General features: G+C 41.3%; 12 protein-coding genes and 2 pseudogenes. 4 read left to right on the top strand and 10 right to left on the bottom strand.

The features are described 5' to 3' along the window. Positions 1-1,399: pseudogene (locus tag AC058W_RS05065) on the top strand (ABC-F family ATP-binding cassette domain-containing protein); the annotation flags it as partial. A 274-nt stretch (positions 1,400-1,673) separates the two neighbouring features. On the opposite strand, the gene ybaK reads toward AC058W_RS05065, so the two are convergent. From ybaK to AC058W_RS05045, 4 genes are all read right to left on the bottom strand, one after another. Next, positions 1,674-2,150 (bottom strand): Cys-tRNA(Pro) deacylase, encoded by a 477-nt coding sequence (gene ybaK / locus AC058W_RS05060; protein WP_117674656.1) that lies wholly within the window; start codon positions 2,148-2,150, stop codon positions 1,674-1,676. A 43-nt stretch (positions 2,151-2,193) separates the two neighbouring features. Then, a complete protein-coding gene (locus tag AC058W_RS05055; protein WP_147421504.1) occupies positions 2,194-5,229 on the bottom strand; it encodes a bifunctional diguanylate cyclase/phosphodiesterase in 3,036 nt (1,011 codons plus the stop codon). 186 nt (positions 5,230-5,415) lie between these two features. Continuing rightward, on the bottom strand, positions 5,416-6,159 hold the full coding sequence (locus AC058W_RS05050) for a TMEM198/TM7SF3 family protein (RefSeq protein WP_117674658.1): 744 nt from the start codon (positions 6,157-6,159) through the stop codon (positions 5,416-5,418). A gap of 110 nt (positions 6,160-6,269) precedes the next feature. Beyond that, a complete protein-coding gene (locus tag AC058W_RS05045; protein WP_117674659.1) occupies positions 6,270-7,448 on the bottom strand; it encodes a transglutaminase domain-containing protein in 1,179 nt (392 codons plus the stop codon). 492 nt (positions 7,449-7,940) lie between these two features. Here AC058W_RS05045 and pduL point away from each other — a divergent pair, with 492 nt between their 5' ends. Both pduL and AC058W_RS05035 read left to right on the top strand, forming a co-directional pair. Then, positions 7,941-8,579, top strand: a complete 639-nt coding sequence (pduL, locus tag AC058W_RS05040; protein WP_117674660.1) for a phosphate propanoyltransferase — start codon at positions 7,941-7,943, stop codon at positions 8,577-8,579. 147 nt (positions 8,580-8,726) lie between these two features. Then, on the top strand, positions 8,727-10,394 hold the full coding sequence (locus AC058W_RS05035) for a flavodoxin family protein (protein WP_118410544.1): 1,668 nt from the start codon (positions 8,727-8,729) through the stop codon (positions 10,392-10,394). Positions 10,395-10,469: 75 nt separating this feature from the next. On the opposite strand, the gene AC058W_RS05030 is transcribed toward AC058W_RS05035, so the two are convergent. Then, positions 10,470-12,218 carry an ABC transporter ATP-binding protein gene (locus AC058W_RS05030; RefSeq protein WP_117674661.1) on the bottom strand — a complete coding sequence of 583 codons (1,749 nt, stop codon included), beginning with the start codon at positions 12,216-12,218 and terminating at the stop codon, positions 10,470-10,472. Between the two features lie 125 nt (positions 12,219-12,343). Between AC058W_RS05030 and AC058W_RS05025 the strand changes: the two are divergent. Further along, a pseudogene (locus AC058W_RS05025) lies at positions 12,344-12,613 on the top strand (IS1634 family transposase); the annotation flags it as partial. A gap of 219 nt (positions 12,614-12,832) precedes the next feature. Here the strand turns inward: AC058W_RS05025 and fucO are convergent. The 5 genes from fucO to AC058W_RS05000 all read right to left on the bottom strand — a co-directional run bounded on the left by fucO (position 12,833) and on the right by AC058W_RS05000 (position 16,950). Further along, positions 12,833-13,978 carry a lactaldehyde reductase gene (gene fucO / locus AC058W_RS05020; protein ID WP_117674662.1) on the bottom strand — a complete coding sequence of 382 codons (1,146 nt, stop codon included), beginning with the start codon at positions 13,976-13,978 and terminating at the stop codon, positions 12,833-12,835. A 199-nt stretch (positions 13,979-14,177) separates the two neighbouring features. After that, the gene (locus tag AC058W_RS05015; protein WP_117674663.1) at positions 14,178-14,756 is read right to left on the bottom strand and encodes a TetR/AcrR family transcriptional regulator; all 579 of its coding nucleotides are present in this window, start codon (positions 14,754-14,756) and stop codon (positions 14,178-14,180) included. A 484-nt stretch (positions 14,757-15,240) separates the two neighbouring features. After that, positions 15,241-15,684 carry a hypothetical protein gene (locus AC058W_RS05010; protein ID WP_479389783.1) on the bottom strand — a complete coding sequence of 148 codons (444 nt, stop codon included), beginning with the start codon at positions 15,682-15,684 and terminating at the stop codon, positions 15,241-15,243. Between the two features lie 397 nt (positions 15,685-16,081). Then, entirely contained in the window at positions 16,082-16,276 is a 195-nt protein-coding gene (locus AC058W_RS05005) for a hypothetical protein (protein ID WP_479389782.1), read from the bottom strand. Positions 16,277-16,389: 113 nt separating this feature from the next. After that, positions 16,390-16,950: an RpnC/YadD family protein gene (locus AC058W_RS05000; RefSeq protein ID WP_479389781.1), complete on the bottom strand. Its 561-nt coding sequence runs from the start codon at positions 16,948-16,950 to the stop codon at positions 16,390-16,392. Positions 16,951-17,314: the final 364 nt, after the last annotated feature.

Raw genomic sequence — 17,314 nt, 5'->3', positions numbered from 1 at the left:
TGGATACTGTTATCATGGGTAACCAGAGACTGTATGAGATCATGAAAGAAAAAGATGCCATCTATGCAAAAGCAGACTTCACAGATGAAGACGGTATCCGTGCCAGCGAACTGGAAGGTGAATTTGCAGAGATGAACGGATGGGAAGCAGAGTCCGATGCCGCTACTCTTCTCAACGGTCTCGGCGTCGACACCGAGTTCCACTATACCCAGATGGCAGACCTTACCGGTAGCCATGAAGGTCAAGGTACTACTTGCGCCAGGCTCTCTTCGGAAACCCGGATATCCTTCTTCTCGATGAGCCGACCAACCACCTGGACCTGCCGGCAATCGAATGGCTTGAAGAATTCCTGATCAACTTTGACAACACAGTTATCGTTGTATCCCATGACCGTTACTTCTTAAATAAGGTATGTACTCATACAGCAGATATCGACTATGGTAAGATTCAGCTCTATGCCGGAAACTACGACTTCTGGTTTGAGTCCAGCCAGCTCCTTATCAAACAGATGAAAGAAGCCAACAAGAAGAAAGAAGAAAAGATCAAAGAACTTCAGGAATTTATTTCCCGATTCAGCGCCAACGCTTCCAAGTCCAAACAGGCTACCTCCCGTAAGCGTGCCCTGGAGAAGATTCAGCTTGATGACATGCGTCCATCCAGCCGTAAATACCCATACATCGACTTCCGTCCAAACCGCGAGATCGGTAACGAAGTTCTTATGGTAGAAAATCTTTCCAAAACCATTGATGGCGTAAAGGTTCTGGATAATATTTCCTTTACACTCGGACATGACGACAAAGTTGCTTTCGTTGGTGCAAACGAGCAGGCAATCACAACTCTGTTCCGTATCCTTGTCGGAGAGATGGAACCGGATGAAGGAAATTACAAATGGGGTGTTACAACATCACAGGCATATTTCCCGAAAGACAATACAGCAGAGTTTGATAACGACCTTACAATCACAGACTGGCTGACACAGTATTCCGAGATCAAGGATGCTACTTATGTACGTGGTTTCCTCGGACGTATGCTTTTCCCTGGTGAAGACGGTATCAAACGTGTACGTGTACTTTCCGGTGGTGAGAAAGTTCGCTGTCTTCTTTCCAAGATGATGATTTCCGGCGCTAATATCCTGATTCTTGATGAGCCTACCAATCATCTGGATATGGAGAGCATCACAGCATTAAACAACGGACTGATCAAATTCCCGGGTGTTATCCTTTTCACATCCCATGACCATCAGTTTGTTCAGACAACAGCTAACCGTATCATGGAAATTCTTCCAAACGGAACAATGATTGACAAGATCACTACTTATGACGAATACCTGGCAAGTGATGAAATGGCTAAGAAACGTCATGTATTCGAGATCAATGAGGAAGATGCTTCTGATAACTAATTTTGATATTTTATAACTATTCAGCAGTCTACTATCCCGCGAGGTATTTTGGCATGAACATGCCAAAATACGAGACATCAAGTCAAAATCCCATCGCCGAAGGCGATTTTTAATGGATTTTGACTCGTAACTGTGAAGGTACTGAACAGTTACGATATTTTATATAAATAGCTTTATCTAATAATATAAAACAGACAAGGTACATTCGTCCGCCTATTTGGGCTTCATATACCTTGTCTGTTTTTTGTATACTGAATTCTCACAACATATTGTTCTATGCAGTAATCTCAGCAAGTTTTCCACCTGTCACCTTCAGAAGATCTGTCAGCGGAACTTTCAGCGTCAGACCAATGCGTCCGCCACTGACATAGATTTCCTCAAAGTTTCCTGCTGAAGCATCAAATACTACCGGGTAAGGTTTCTTCATTCCCAGCGGGCTGCAGCCGCCTCGCACATACCCTGTGATCTTTGTGATATCCTTCACATGAATCATATCCACTGTTTTCTCACCGACAGCTTTCGCAGCCGCTTTACGGTCTACTTCTTTCTCAATCGGAACTACAAATACGAAATAACTGCCGCTCTTTCCTTCCATGACTAGAGTCTTGAAAGACTGATCATAAGGTGCGCCTATCTTATCCGCACTGTGAATTCCATCAATAAATTCATCACATTCATAAGAAAATGCCTCATACTTTACTTTCTGTCTGTCCAGCATTCTCATTGCATTTGTCTTAGCCTCTTTTGACATCTTATCACGCCTGTCCTTTCTGTCCTATGTCGTATTTTTTAATTTATTTACGAATCTGAAGCATATCTTCCAAAATACGGTAATAACCATCAATCGTCACAACTGCTTCATTCTCAGAAGTCTTTGTTCCCACACACCGGATCGTCACCTTGCCATGCTGTGGAGAAAATCCTTTATATTCAATCTGTGCCGTCTTATCTGTGACCATCATCGTGTCTCTTGCATCCTTTACATAATCCAGATACTCTTCCGCTATGTTATTGACCCACGCCTGGTAACATTTTTCCGGATCCGCGTCCTTGTCCACACCCAGGAGTTTCTTCATATTCTCATCTGCAAGGATCGTGGTATCTCCTGTCACCTTGTCAATCTTCATCTGCCACAGCCCCACGCCCGAAACAGACAAGATATTATGATTCAGTTTATTCTCCACAAGTTTATGAAGCATCGTTCTTGCGCCATTGTTATCCAGATTATGAAGCAACACCTGTTCAACCAGAAATGCTGTCTTGCAAAGTAATGCCAGCCTGTCCACAACCATTTCCGGATTATCTATACTTATAAATCCCAACAGTTGCTCTTCATGCCAGATTCCACATAACAGACAACTCTGCGCATCCTGTTTAAGGAAACCTTTATACAAAGTTTCATCAATCTCCTTCAAAGACTCTCTGTCTTTGATATAGATTACTTTGTTTTTCCGGATATAATCAAGCCATGGCTGTATCTTCGCCTGAGCCGTAACCTCGAGATAGCGTTCCTTATCCATTACACCCTGATCATGATAAGTCGCAACATCTTCCCACAACTCCAGGCTCTCGTCCAAAAGGAAAAGGGATGCTCTGTCAGCCTGATAATACTTTCCTGTAAAAGTCACCAGTTTTTCCAGAATTCCGTCGTCTTTCTCACCACTCTGCACAAGTTCATACATCTGTATGATTTTCTCCGCCACATAAAGATCCTGATTCAGTTTCTGATTAAGCGGTCCATCTTTTCCGTCTACAGGCAGTGCTGTGATTAGCCTTGCCTCTCGTTGATGCCATAGAATATTCTTCTCACTGACATACATCTTTCTTCCATAAAGATCATAGAACATTTTGCTGGTAATATTTACAACATCTTCTGAATTATTCATCGCACATTCTTCACACTGTTCTGCACGTCCGGTAAAAACCTGAAAGCATTTGCATCCGAGATAATTATAAATCCCCGTAATCTTCTTTGCCTCTGCATTCATGTAGAGAATTTCAAGATTCTCTTTATCCACCACATAAATGATAGATTTCAGGCTGTCCAGAATATTCTTATATTCGATACTCTCTGTAGAAGCAGACTCCGGTGTCCGGGCAGAAACCGGATGATCATGATAACGCTTGCGAAGTTCCGTAACAAATTTATTATAAGAGCCTTCTGTAGCCAGACAGGTACTTTCAAATTCATCAGCCGACATCGGTTTTCCAAAGAAATATCCCTGTATCAGTTCCGGAGAAAGTGTATCCAGACAACGCAGTTCCTCTTCTTCCTCAACGCCCTCACAGCAGACACGAATCTGTGCTTCCTGTGTAAGTTCCAGCATATTACTGAGTAATCTGTAATTATAAGAGCTCTTATGTATCTGTCTTACAAAACACCGGTCAATCTTAACCTCATCTACCTCCAGCCCTTTCAGATAACTCAGCGAAGAATATCCTGTTCCAAAGTCATCAATAGAAATCTGCATTCCTTTTTCTTTCCAATAGTAGAACATACTGTTGAAATAATTATAGTCCTGCAGCTGCATACTCTCCGTAACTTCCAGAGTAATCGCATTTCCCGGAAGCTTTGCCTCTTTTGCTGCATTAATCACATTCTGGACAATCGATTTATCTTTCAGCTGAATATAGGAAATATTTATACTGATATTAAAATCGCCATATTTCTTACGCCAGAGTGCGCACTGTGCAAACGCCTGCCTCATTACCCATTTCCCGACAGGAATAATCAGTTCTGTCTGTTCCAGCAGCGGAATAAACACAACCGGAGACATGAAGCCACGTTGCTTTGAATGATATCGAAGCAGCGCCTCTGCTCCTTTCTGGCGATATCCATTCGATGTCACCTGCAACTGATAATATAATTCAAAGCCTTCAAAATTATTACGGATACTCTCTCTTAACTCTTTCAGGAGTTCCATTCTGGACGCATTCTCCTTATAATCATCTGAAGAAAAGAACGAAAGTCTGTTTTTTCCATTCTTCTTTGACTGCATCAGCGCGTTCTCAGCATAGCTGACAAGTGCGCTCATATCTTTCTCATTTTCATTATATGGATAGCATACTGCTCCACCTGAAAATTCGCACATGGATTCTGTCCGTTTCTGAAGACGTTCAAAGAAATCCACTGTTTCTCTCTTACTGCATCCTGCCAGATCCACGCCAAAATGATCGCCATCCATTCTGTAGACACTGCTTTTCTCATTCTTGATTTCTTCCAGAACCTCAGCAACCGTCTTTAACACCTGATTACCATAATCACGTCCCATACACTGATTGATCTCGCGGAAATCATCAATACCCAGAATGAGCATATGACCTCTTTTACCCTTGGCTATCCCCTTTTCGACATTCTCCAGCATTTTATTATAATTCATAAGTCCCGTCAGCATATCTACCTTCTCTGACAGAACCCTTCTGGACAGACATCCTATCATCAATGGCTGCTCTTTACCACCTTCATTGAGAACATTTCCCCGACAGTTAACCCAGAACTTTTTCCCATGTTTATCCACGTACCGGAAGTTTAAGTCCATCCGTTCATCCGTACCTCTTGTCACATGACGAATCGCCCGCTCAACTTTTGGCATATCATTCCTGTATACAATATCTTTGATAATCTCCAGTTTATATGCAAAAATATCATCCGGAACTCCATCTTTATACTCCTGTCCGATCAGAACAGTGAGCTGTCTGGAAAAGTATACGATATCTCGCTCCATATCCCATAAAAGAAACGTATCATTTGTAGATTCGTTCAAAAATAAAAGCATCTTATAGTAGTCCTGTGCACGATTATTCACTTTTTCTCCTGATACATTTGTCATTCTCACTTCTGCGTAGATTTTTACGATCTGTAAAGTCTACACTTGTCCCCTTCTTTCTTCACATTCGTTACAATTTTACTATTATTTTTCTCTTTCATCTATTTCATAAATGTTGCTGAGCATTCTATTCTCAGCAACTCCCGGATAACATCATCATTACTGTTCATTCCGTTCCAGAGCAACGTATTATTTTCTCTCTCTGTTACGCATCTTCTCAGAATATTCTGTTCTGTTTTCGCCTTGCGGCCGATATCCCTGCATATCAGAATTCTGTGGCATTCTCTGATCTTGTGTATTGTATTCATCCTGAGCAGCATACTCTTCATCTGAAACCGGTTTATTAATTGCAAACTGAATCAGCATTCCCAGAACTGCAAATCCCACACTCATTCCCAGTCCATACGGAATATCCTCCAGATTTCCAAGTTTTGCCAGAGAAACACCTGACATTACACCTCCGATCAGACTGGTTGCAACAATCAGAACCTCCCGGCAATATTTCACCGCCATAGAACCAAGTGCTACACCAATAAGAATACATGCAAAAAATGACGCAGAACTGGTCGGATGAAGGAAATAAATACTAAGAGCCCAGCCTATTCCTGCTGCAAGTATAAACACACCCGCCTTATAAATCAAAAATGCGATTACCGCAAACACAACACCTGTTGCCAAAGCTGCGATCAGCATCGTGGATTTCTCCTGCATTCCCATTGTATGTACAACAATAAGCGCCAGTCCCGCACCTACAAAGAAACCTCCGATCATCATCCAAAAGCGGAGCAAGCGGTATCCAAACACGCAATTCAGGATTCCAAATACAAGTATCACTGCAAAAATCGCCATCGTAAAACGATTCACAAAATCAGAATCCAGAAGATTTCCGGTTATATTCACAACCCCATTAAATACATCTGTCATATCACCCATACTTTAATCACTCCTTTTTCTCTCACTCGCATATTCTTAGTCAGTCAAACAAGTCCCCACCCACTGCTTATTGCTCTTCGCAACCTCCGCAGGGGACTTACTTGATTTGGTTAAAACATAAAATACAGCGTCTTCATATTGTCAATTATACCGTAATGATAGGAAATCTGTGATAACCCGTGTACTTCCATATAATATCTCGCAATATCCTGAATCCGATTACTATCAATCAGATCCATATACGCTTCATCAAAGGCTTCCTGGCCACTAAACTTAAACCGCACCACAGCCGCATCACTGTCAATACGCAGCTTACACAACTCATATACGCTGTCCCAGTCATAACTGTCAAAGCAAGCTCCGTTTCTCACATAGAAATTCATATCCGTAGCCGTACACGCCGGAACTGCAAACTCATCAGATGCCGTATAATTCATCTCGTACTCCTGAGGAAACGGACAAAGATAATCATAAATCGTCGTCCTATGCTCTGCCAGTACTGTGGCATCACCCTCCAGAAAGTCCGGCTGGTCACCATTTGTAGCATCTACATAATAATACTGTCCATTCAGCTGAACAATATTCCATGCATGTCCCTGATCACTGTTTGCAGCATCTCCCTCCACATAAATACATGGAACATTCAGCCGCTCCAGCAGATACTGAACCGCACCTGCATAACCTGCGCACACTGCCTGCTTTTTCCAGAAAGTTCCCGCAATGCTCTGATCATCATCAGAAACCACATAATCGGTATTGTCTATGATATACGTGTAAACCGTCATTACCTTGGTATAGTCATCTGCACCTTCTGGAATCTGCGCCAGAACTTCCTGATATGCATTCTCCATAGCCTGCGAAATCTCCTGCCGCTCATCCTCTGTATAAGTATATCCCGGAGAAAACTGGCAGTAATCCCTGCCTGTATAAGTTGTTTTATATACCTTCTCACGATTATGTACCCAGAACACCTCTGGATGATCCTTAAGCACTGCATGATACACTCTGTCTATCTCGTCATCTCCGGAAAGAGACAGGTAAAACTTCTCTTCAAAATTCCTGATACCCTCCAGAATCTCGCGATAGCCTCTCTGCTCATCCTCGTTAAGAAGTCCAAAATAATATTCCTGATGTCCTTCATCTGACTGTGTCACCTGCTGTTTTCTAAGCGTCCTTACCTCCACTGGCTCTCTCAGAGTTCTCTCTCCGGTCACACCAATACCTGCTAATAACACAATCACAAGCACAATAAGAATCAGTCGCAATGCAGAAAATCTTTTTTTGTTCATTCAATAATCCTTCTCTTGTCATTCCTCTGATATTCTTTTCCCTTATCGGGTATCAGATTATTGTTTTATTCTGTTTTTGTTCGGTTTGGTTCTGTTTCGTTAGATTTAAAATTATTTTTCCAGTCTGTTTTTCTATTATAGACCAGAACACTATTGATTGTAAACCTGTAAAATCTCTTTTTTTAATCTCTTTTTTGTTGCTCATTTTTTTATTTCACTGACCATTTTTTCAAATAAATATTGCATCTTTTTTCCTGAGGGCTACACTTAAGAATAAGTGATCTGCTGTTGACTGTGATATCCAAATGACAGCCACCTAAATGACATTGACAAGTGAACAATAACAATTGTTCCTTCTTGCAAGATAAACATTGCATCTTTTCAGCTAAAGAGATACACTAAACAATAAGTATAACTGTTCTGCATTCCATCAGATAACAGGAAGTCAGACAGACATATACAGTAGCATATTGAGGGAGGGTATTGTAATAAATGAGCATCAAAATACCTATAGAAACTTCTGCCAGACATCTGCATATCTCGCAGGAAGATTTTGAAAAATTATTCGGAGAAGGAAGCAAACCACATTTTATCAAAGAATTAAGCCAGCCCGGACAATATCTTTGCCAGGAACGAGTGACTGTCAAAGGACCGAAAGGTACTTTCGAAAACATGGCACTTCTCGGTCCTTTCCGCAGCGACACGCAGGTAGAAATGTCCCTTACAGACACCAGAAAACTGGGGATTCCAAGCGTGATACGCCAGTCCGGTGATATCGAAGGAACTCCCGGCTGTATTTTATCCGGTCCATGCGGGGATATCGAAATTCCCAGAGGTGTCATCGTAGCCAAACGCCACATCCACATGACTCCGGATGAAGCACTTGCCCTGCATATCAAAGACAACGACGAAGTCTTCGTCCTGACTAAAAGCTATGGACGCGCACTTATTTACGCAGATGTAGTAGTCAGAGTCCACAGAAATTATCACCTGGCAATGCACGTTGACACCGATGAAGCCAACGCATTCAACAGTGATACAGAACCTTACGGCGTGATCGTCAGGTTCTTTGACAGCAACTTCAACACAGATAAGTGGATAGAAGACGAACTGTCAGGAATACGCAGGTAAAATCCAATTCATCCTGCTTTTCACCAATCTGTATTCCACGTTTTTCGCCAATCTTTTCATACCCCTCTAGTATAGCGTTTTGTTGACAATCCATGTATGAAAGGGTACACTTTCATTATCAGAAATAAATGAATGGAGGGCATAGAGATGAAGATACTTCTGATCAACGGAAGCCCAAAAGGCAAAAGGAGTAATTCATTAAAGCTTGCATACAGCTTTATTAAGGGATTGGAAAACGGATGTACGAGTAATAAAGAAGAGTTATCTGTTGATGAACTGCATATAGCTTCAATGAAGATAGGTGCGTGTAAGGGATGCTTTGCATGCTGGCAGAAAACACCCGGGAGATGCTGTATAAATGATGATATGCAAACAGTCATTAAAAAACTGATTCGTGCTGATCTAATTTTATGGTCTTTTCCACTGTACTATTTTAATGTTCCTGGTATGTTAAAGAATTTGATTGATCGTCAGCTTCCTATGAGTCTTCCTTTTATGAGTTCAAGGCAGGACGGATACGGAAGCGGCAGTCATGATGCCAGATATGATATGGAAGGCAAGAGACACGTATTAATCTCTACCTGTGGCTTTTATTCTGCAGACGAAAATTATGACAGTGTATTGCGGATGTTTGACCATTTCCTTGGCAGGGGAAATTATACGACCATTTTTTGCGGTCAGGGAGAATTGTTTCGTGTAAAGGAATTGTCAGTGAGAACAAATGAATATCTTGCTGCAGTAAAATGTGCGGGCTCTGAATATTCAATGACAGGAGCAATATCAAAAGAAACAGATGCTTTACTCCATACACTTTTATATCCCAGAGATGTATTTGAAAAAATGGCAGATGCCAGCTGGGGTATTAACAAAACGACCGGAGAGAAAGAACCTGAGGATCTTATATTTACCCGGCAAATGGCCGCTCTTTACAATAAAGACGCCTATGACGGAAAAGAACGCGTACTTGAGATACATTTTACCGATTTGGATCATACGTATCAGATTCGACTTAACAAGACCGGAAGCCAGATTTTTACAGATGGAAGCCTTTCTCCAACTACTCGCATTGATACACCTTTTTCTGTATGGTCAGCTATTTCTCGTGGAGAAATTGGTGGCGCAGAGGCATTGGGGAAACAGATGTATACGGTATCCGGTGATTTCTCCTTGATGATCAATTGGGATAAATTCTTTGGAAGCACATCTACAGTCAAAAATCCTGAGAAAAAATCTCCAAACATGATTGAGAAGAAAAATCCTTCTATGATGACAATGCTTATACCATGGATTGCCTTTTGGATTGCTGTTTCTATTGCTCCTAAAGTGGGGGCTTTGATAACTCTTATCGTAGTGGCAGGTATACCGTTTATTATGAGAAATCATGAATTTGTGATCTGGGATCAACTCTCTATGATAGCCGTTGCTGTACTTTCCGCAGCAGCAAATGTAACCGGGAATGGCGATATTCCTACAAATATAGGATATCTTGTGTTTGGATTGTTCTGGCTGCTTTCATGCCTGACAAAAGAACCTTTATGCGCTGCTTATGTAAAATACAATTATGGTGGTGAAAGTGCACATCAAAACCCTCTCTTCATGAAGACAAATTATATTCTTGCAGCAGCATGGGGATTGTTATATGTACTGACAGCAGTCTGGACCTTTCTGCTCAGAAGAGCCGGGTTTGGAAATCTGCTTATCATTGTAAACAATTTAGTTCCAATCTTGATGGGATTTTTTACAATGTGGTTCGAAAAATGGTATCCCGCAAAGATGGCAAGAGGCAAGAGAAAAGAAGAAAGCTCTGTACCGTAAAAACATCATAAAGAAAAAAGCCACAGGCTGGGCGGGCTCCAGTCTGTGGCGGGGGGGGCGCCCCCGCCTGGTATCCTATAAGCCGGCTTTACACAGCTTTGCGTAAACGCCATCTTTATCCATCAGTTCCTGATGTGTTCCCTCTTCTGCAATTCCATCCTCTGTAAGGACAAGGATTCTTCTGGCATTGCGAATTGTAGAAAGTCTGTGAGCAATTACAAAAGTAGTTCTGTCCTTTGCAAGACGCTCCAGCGATTCCTGAACCACCTTCTCACTCTCATTATCCAGCGCAGATGTTGCCTCATCAAAAATCAGAATAGGCGGATTCTTCAGAAAAGCTCTGGCAATGGAAAGACGCTGTTTCTGTCCTCCAGAGAGCTTCACTCCACGCTGTCCAATATCTGTACCATAATTATCCGGCATTTCCATAATAAAATCATGAGCATTTGCCAGCTTAGCCGCCCTGATAACATCCTCGTCTGTAGCATCCGGACGTCCATAGCGAATATTTTCCATAATATTTCCGGCAAACAGATACACATCCTGCTGCACGATTCCTATGTGATCACGCAGATCCTTCAGTTTAATCTTACGGATATCTTTTCCATCCAGATAGATTGCTCCTGATGACACATCATAAAATCTGGGGATCAGACTGCAAAGAGTAGTCTTTCCGGCGCCTGAGGTACCTACAAGAGCAACATAATCACCAGACTTTACTTCCAGATTCACATTAGAAAGCACCTTCTCATTATGGTCTTCATAATGGAATGATACATTCTCAAAACGAATATCTCCATCCACATGTTCCAGAGGCACAGCATCCGGTGCATCTTCAATATCCGGTACAATGGACATCATTTCCAGGAAACGGTCATAACCGCTGTAACCATTCTGGAACTGTTCAGTGAAATTCACCAGCTTCGTAACGGGCTCAGTAAAATTATTGATATACAAAAGAAATGTCACAAGGTCTGTAGCGCTTAAATTTCCAGATGCCAGGAACACAGCACCGGAAACAAGTGCTGTTACCGTGATCAATGTAGTAAAGGCATCCATTCCTGCATGATAGCCTGCCATATAGCGGTAAGTCACACGCTTAGAATCCACGAAACGCTCATTTCCTTTACGGAACTTCTCAATCTCACGCTTCTCATTTCCAAAGGATTTTACCACCCTGATTCCGGAAAGGCTATCCTCAATCTGACTATTGATCTCACCCATGCGCACACGATTCTCTTTAAATGCACTTTTCATTTTCTTATTGTAGATCAGCGCGTAGATCAACATGATGATCACAACAGCAAAACACAGCAACGCCATCTGCGGCTTTACATTCAAGAGAATGATCAGCGCTCCGAACAGCTTGATCACGGAGATCAGAATATCCTCCGGTCCATGATGAAGAAGCTCTGTAATGTCAAAAAGGTCACTTGTAATACGGGAAAGCAGCTGTCCTACCTTCTGGTTATCGTAGAATGCAAAAGAAAGCTTCTGATAATGGCTGAAGATCTCATTTCGCATATCGTGCTCAATATAAGCACCCATCATGTGACCATAATAGGTGATAAAATAGCGGCTTCCTAGCTGCACCAGGATCAGCAGCAGCATTCCCACACCTATTTTCAGAATGATAGTCTTAGCCTCCACCGCTGATAACTCGCTTACCGAATTCATAATATAGCGGACCATCAATGGAATAACAAGGGTAACTGCCGCCCCTAGAAATGCAAAAAACAGATCTGCAAAAAATAATCCCCTATATGGTTTGTAATAGCCAGCAAGCATCTTCAGCTTGCCAGGCTGTTTTTTCTCTTGTTTCATGTGATTCTCCTCCGCTTTTACTGCTATATTTTTATTAGCCAGCAGCAAAAATTTTTATACAGAATTTATTATAAACCGACTGGGAGTGTTTTGTCAAAATGCTTCTGCAAATATTTTCTCCAGTAAAATCCCATTTCCTTATCTGTTTCCTTGCATTAGTGATATATCGTTACCTTGAAAGAAACCTGGAAAATGCCTTCAGCTGCGAAACAATCTTGGATAAATTAAGAACGATGAATTTCGCCGATATACAAGAGCAAGGTTTTATTCCACTTTACACACGAGACAAGCTAACCGATGCATTGCACACTGTTTGCGGCTTTGAAACGGATTATAAATTTATCACCAAAAGGCAGATGAAAAACATTCAGAAAAAAAGTAAGGGCCGGAAATAAAATACTATATTCCAAAACGACACACCAAATCGCCGAACCCCAGTAAAATCAAGAGGTACAGCGATTTTTTTGTTTCGTAACTGTCAAAGACAGGATTTTAGTGTAGCAAATGATGGCCGACGTGTCAACCAGGGAATGAAGAAAGCCACAGGCTGGGTGGGTACCAGTCTGTGGCCTTAATCGCTGCTTTTTGCTTTTTTATTTTGCAAAAGTAATTCATTACATAATCTTGCGGAACAGATCTTTCAGATCTTCTACACTTGCATCTTTTGGATTTCCTGGTGCGCATGCGTCTGCGTGTGCGGATTCTGCCAGGAACTGAAGATCTTCTTCTTTGATTGCTTCCAGTTTAGTCGGGATTCCTACATCAACAGAAAGCTTCTTAACAGCCTCGATTGCTGCTTTTCTGTACTCATCCTGAGACATTTCATCTACATCTTTGACACCCATTGCTCTGGCAATCTCACGATATTTCTCGCCTGTGCATTCCTGATTGTATTCCATAACAATCGGAAGCATCATTGCACATGCAACACCGTGTGGTGTATCATAAACAGCGCCAAGTGTATGAGCCATGGAATGAGCAATTCCAAGACCTACGTTAGAGAATCCCATACCTGCAATGTACTGGCCAAGAGCCATTCCTTCACGACCTTCTTTTGTGTTTTCAACAGCACCGCGGAGAGATTTTGAGATCAGCTCAATTGCTTTTAAATGGAACATATCTGTCATTTCCCATGCAGCTTTTGTTGTATACCCTTCGATTGCATGAGTCAGAGCATCCATACCTGTAGAAGCTGTCAGTCCTTTTGGCATAGAAGACATCATTTCAGGATCAATGATTGCGATGATCGGCATATCATGTGGGTCAACACATACGAATTTACGTTTTCTTTCTACATCTGTGATAACGTAATTGATTGTTACCTCTGCTGCTGTACCTGCTGTTGTGGGAACTGCAATAATCGGTACGCAAGGTTTCTTGGTAGGAGCTGTACCTTCCAGACTTCTTACATCTTCGAATTCAGGGTTTGCAATGATGATACCGATTGCTTTGGAAGTATCCATGGAAGAGCCGCCGCCGATTGCAATCAGATAATCTGCATCTGAATCCTTGAATGCCTGAACACCGTGCTGTACGTTCTCAATTGTAGGGTTCGGTTTGATGTCTGAATACAGTTCATATGCAAGTCCGTTTTTCTCAAGAATATCTGTAACTTTGCTTGTTACATGGAATTTTACAAGGTCAGGGTCAGAGCAAACGAAAGCTTTCTTAAAGCCATGTGCTTTTGCTTCGTTTGCGATTTCCTCGATTGCACCTGCTCCGTGATAAGATGTCTGATTTAAGTTAATTCTGTTTGCCATAATGATTTCCATTCCTTTCAGTATTTTACATTTTGATATTCTTTACAGATAAGTTTCCGCAACGCTCATCTTTGTTATTATTCTAACAATGTAAATTCAAAAAAGAAAGTTACACTTTCGCTCAAATGTAACTTTCTCACTAAGTTTGTGCAATAAATACGAAAATAATTAGGTAAAATTGTGCACTAATCTGTTATGTTTATGACAATATTTCCAGTTCTTCAAACAACTGGGAGAGTTTCCCAGGCATCCCATCAACTAAAATTTTCGCCAGTCCCTCCGGTGCACATTCCAATTCCCCCAGCACCCATTTTACAGTCATATAAATAGAACTCTGGCAGTACATTTCCAGAATACAATGTATGGTCTCATCCGGAATTTTTCCTGTTTTCTCACGGATCAGATTTTCATAGAAAGCCAGGATCAGTTCAAAATCATGCTGGCGCAGACTGTTCTGGCTGTCATATTTAAAGGCCGCTGCAAAGAAAATGTGCTCTTCCTGAATATATGTAAACTTCTTTACCAGTGCATCATAAACTGTTTTTCCCATTCCCATATGCTTAAAGGATTTTGCCAGAAGTTTATCAAAATACCAGTTGATCAGATCAAATTTATCCATGAAATTCCGGTAAAAAGTCTGCCTGGTAAGGACACAGTTTTCTGTAATCTGTTTTACCGTAATGTTGTCTACAGTTGTTGTCTTCATACATTCTTTCATCGACTGCGCAAGACGATATTTTGTTTTTTCCCCTTTAACATTTTCTGCTGTCAGTTCCATAGGTTTTCCTTTCACAGGTAATTTTGTTTATTATAGTCTTTTGTATTTTGTCACAGTCAATGCCAGGCATACAAGCACCACTACAAACCGTGCTATTTTCCAACAATATAAATATGTATTATTATACCACTTGCTCATCATACAGTACAATAATAATATTTTCATTTCATACCCCCTCTGGTTCTGTTGACAATCCACATATGAAAGGGTACACTTTCATTATCAGAAAATAAAGGAATGGAGGGCATAGAGATGAAGATACTTTGGATTGTTCTGGCTGCTTTCATGCCTGACAAAAGAACCTTTATGCGCTGCTTATGTAAAATACAATTATGGTGGTGAAAGTGCATATCAAAACCCTCTCTTCATGAAGACAAATTATATTCTTGCAGCGGCATGGGGATTGTTATATGTACTGACAGCAGTCTGGACCTTTCTGCTCAGAAAAGCCGGGTTTGGAAATCTGCTTATCATTGTAAACAATTTAATTCCAATCTTGATGGGATTTTTTACAATGTGGTTTGCGACAGGGGATGCGACCCCGCCAGGCCGACACTCCCGATTTCAGGCTGCGGCTGTCTATGATGGCATGATAAAAACGGATTCTCTGTGGAAATGCGGCAATATACTTTGCTTTATCATTCTTATCCGGCTCCAGGTCATAGATAGATACATCCTCTGACGCATCTATCTCAGCGCTGTCATCACTTTCTACATAAACATCCAGCCGGGCTCCCCTCAGATCCGTATTCAATCCCCCATAGGATTTCTGTGCGATCACTTTCAGATTCCGAAACTCCTTGTTAAACAATAGTTTCAGGATCTTTCGTGTAAACCTCTCTCCCATTTCAGGATATGTCATCATGGCATTGAAGAGAAAATCATCCAGCAGGTTTAACTCTTCCAGTTTTTTTCTTTCATTCTGCATCTGCATGCTCCTTTCCTTATGATGGAGGAAACAGCATCGTTTCTGCAGAATTTATATGTGCCGTTGTACTGTTTCCACCATATTTATTTTCGCTTCATATGTGGAATCAGATTAACCGAACGGCCTTAGAACTTTCCCAGATATGTAATTTCAGTGTAGCAAATGATGGCCGGCGTGTCAACCAGGGAATGAAGAAAGCCACAGGCTGGATGGGTGCCAGTCTGTGACTCAGTTAGATTTTATACTTTCTTTAGAGAACTTTTAAGACAAATTTCGTTTCTTTATTTTCCCGACAGGGGGTGCAACCCCAACCGGCTCGACTTACCCAGTTAAAACAGCAGACAGATATAAAAAGGTTCCGCAGTAACATTCGGTTAATGATACTGCGGAACCAATTTTAATACGTTTCAGCCATCCATTCTTTAATTGTTTTTTCCGTTTCACCAAGGATTCTTGCTATTCTCTCTACGGATTCACCTTCCTGCGCAAGCGAAATGGCTATGCTTTTTGCCTTTCTTAATTCACCCTGCTTTTCATAAATTGCCTGCAGTTTCTGTTCTTCTTCCTCTTTGTCATACTCAAATATACTCATGGCAATAACCTCCGCGCGGTTGACCCTGAGAAAATCCGCCAGAATTCCTTTCTCGAATACATTCATCCACTGCTTCTTTTACAGCAACATCCAGACTCATAGTCTCCGCATTTTTACGTACTTTTTCTACATATTGCGCATATTCTCCAAGAATCCTGCACTGCTCCATCAATTTCCTGTTGCAGTCGCTGTTGATATTGATCGTAACTACCTTTAACTCCCAGATTAGGATCTCCCTGCTGATTTTCATAAGATTCTGACAGACAGTTCGTCCATCTGTCCGGCATTTTCCGCTTTCCATTATAGAATACAATAAAATTCGGTGCCGGTAATTTCAGCAATATGGATGAATACAGGGATTTCCTGTCCACTAATTTCTGATATTCACCGGATATATAAAATAAATCCCTCAATGGCATATTGGGATTGTAGGTTGACTGGTGTTCATACAGAAAAAGATTCGTATCAATGATAAACGCCAGATCATTCTTCATTCCCATATAGATTGCATTTTCCAGTGTAACAATCTCCAGCTTCGTTTCATCTGTATACGCTGTTCCATTGATCGCATTATACAGAGAAAGTAGGTTTCTTCTGTCAGAAAACAGTTTTCGGAATACTGTATCCTTGTAATTACGGTTTGTAGTGACTTTTTTGTTCTTTCTTTTTGCCATAGACAATACCTCCTGTGTCAGCAGGAGCGTAAGAACATACTGCTCTTTTTCAAATTGTTCAGAACTCCTGCTTTTCTAATTTAATTGGAATTAAAAGCATGGATTTCTGAAATGAATTTAGAATATAAGACGGCAAAATGCCCTGAAACTTAAGAGAAATATGCTTTGGTTTTATACTAGCATGCTTCTCTGATAGGTTCAAGGCATTTTTTAAAAATTGTCAGATGCCCAAAGCCCCGGACCGGGGTAGCTGTGCTGTACCAGTCTGATGCTTTCAGAAATTAGGGTTATAAAGTTTTTACATCAATCCAGATCAAAAAGCTGGCGTTGACAGATGTTTATTTGCGCAACGGATTGTGCTTCT

It is taken from the genome of Blautia sp. CGZ-1-C1 (assembly GCF_056504575.1).
The sequence above is the reverse complement of the archived record's forward strand: the minus strand, read 5'-3'. Positions and strand labels throughout refer to the sequence as shown.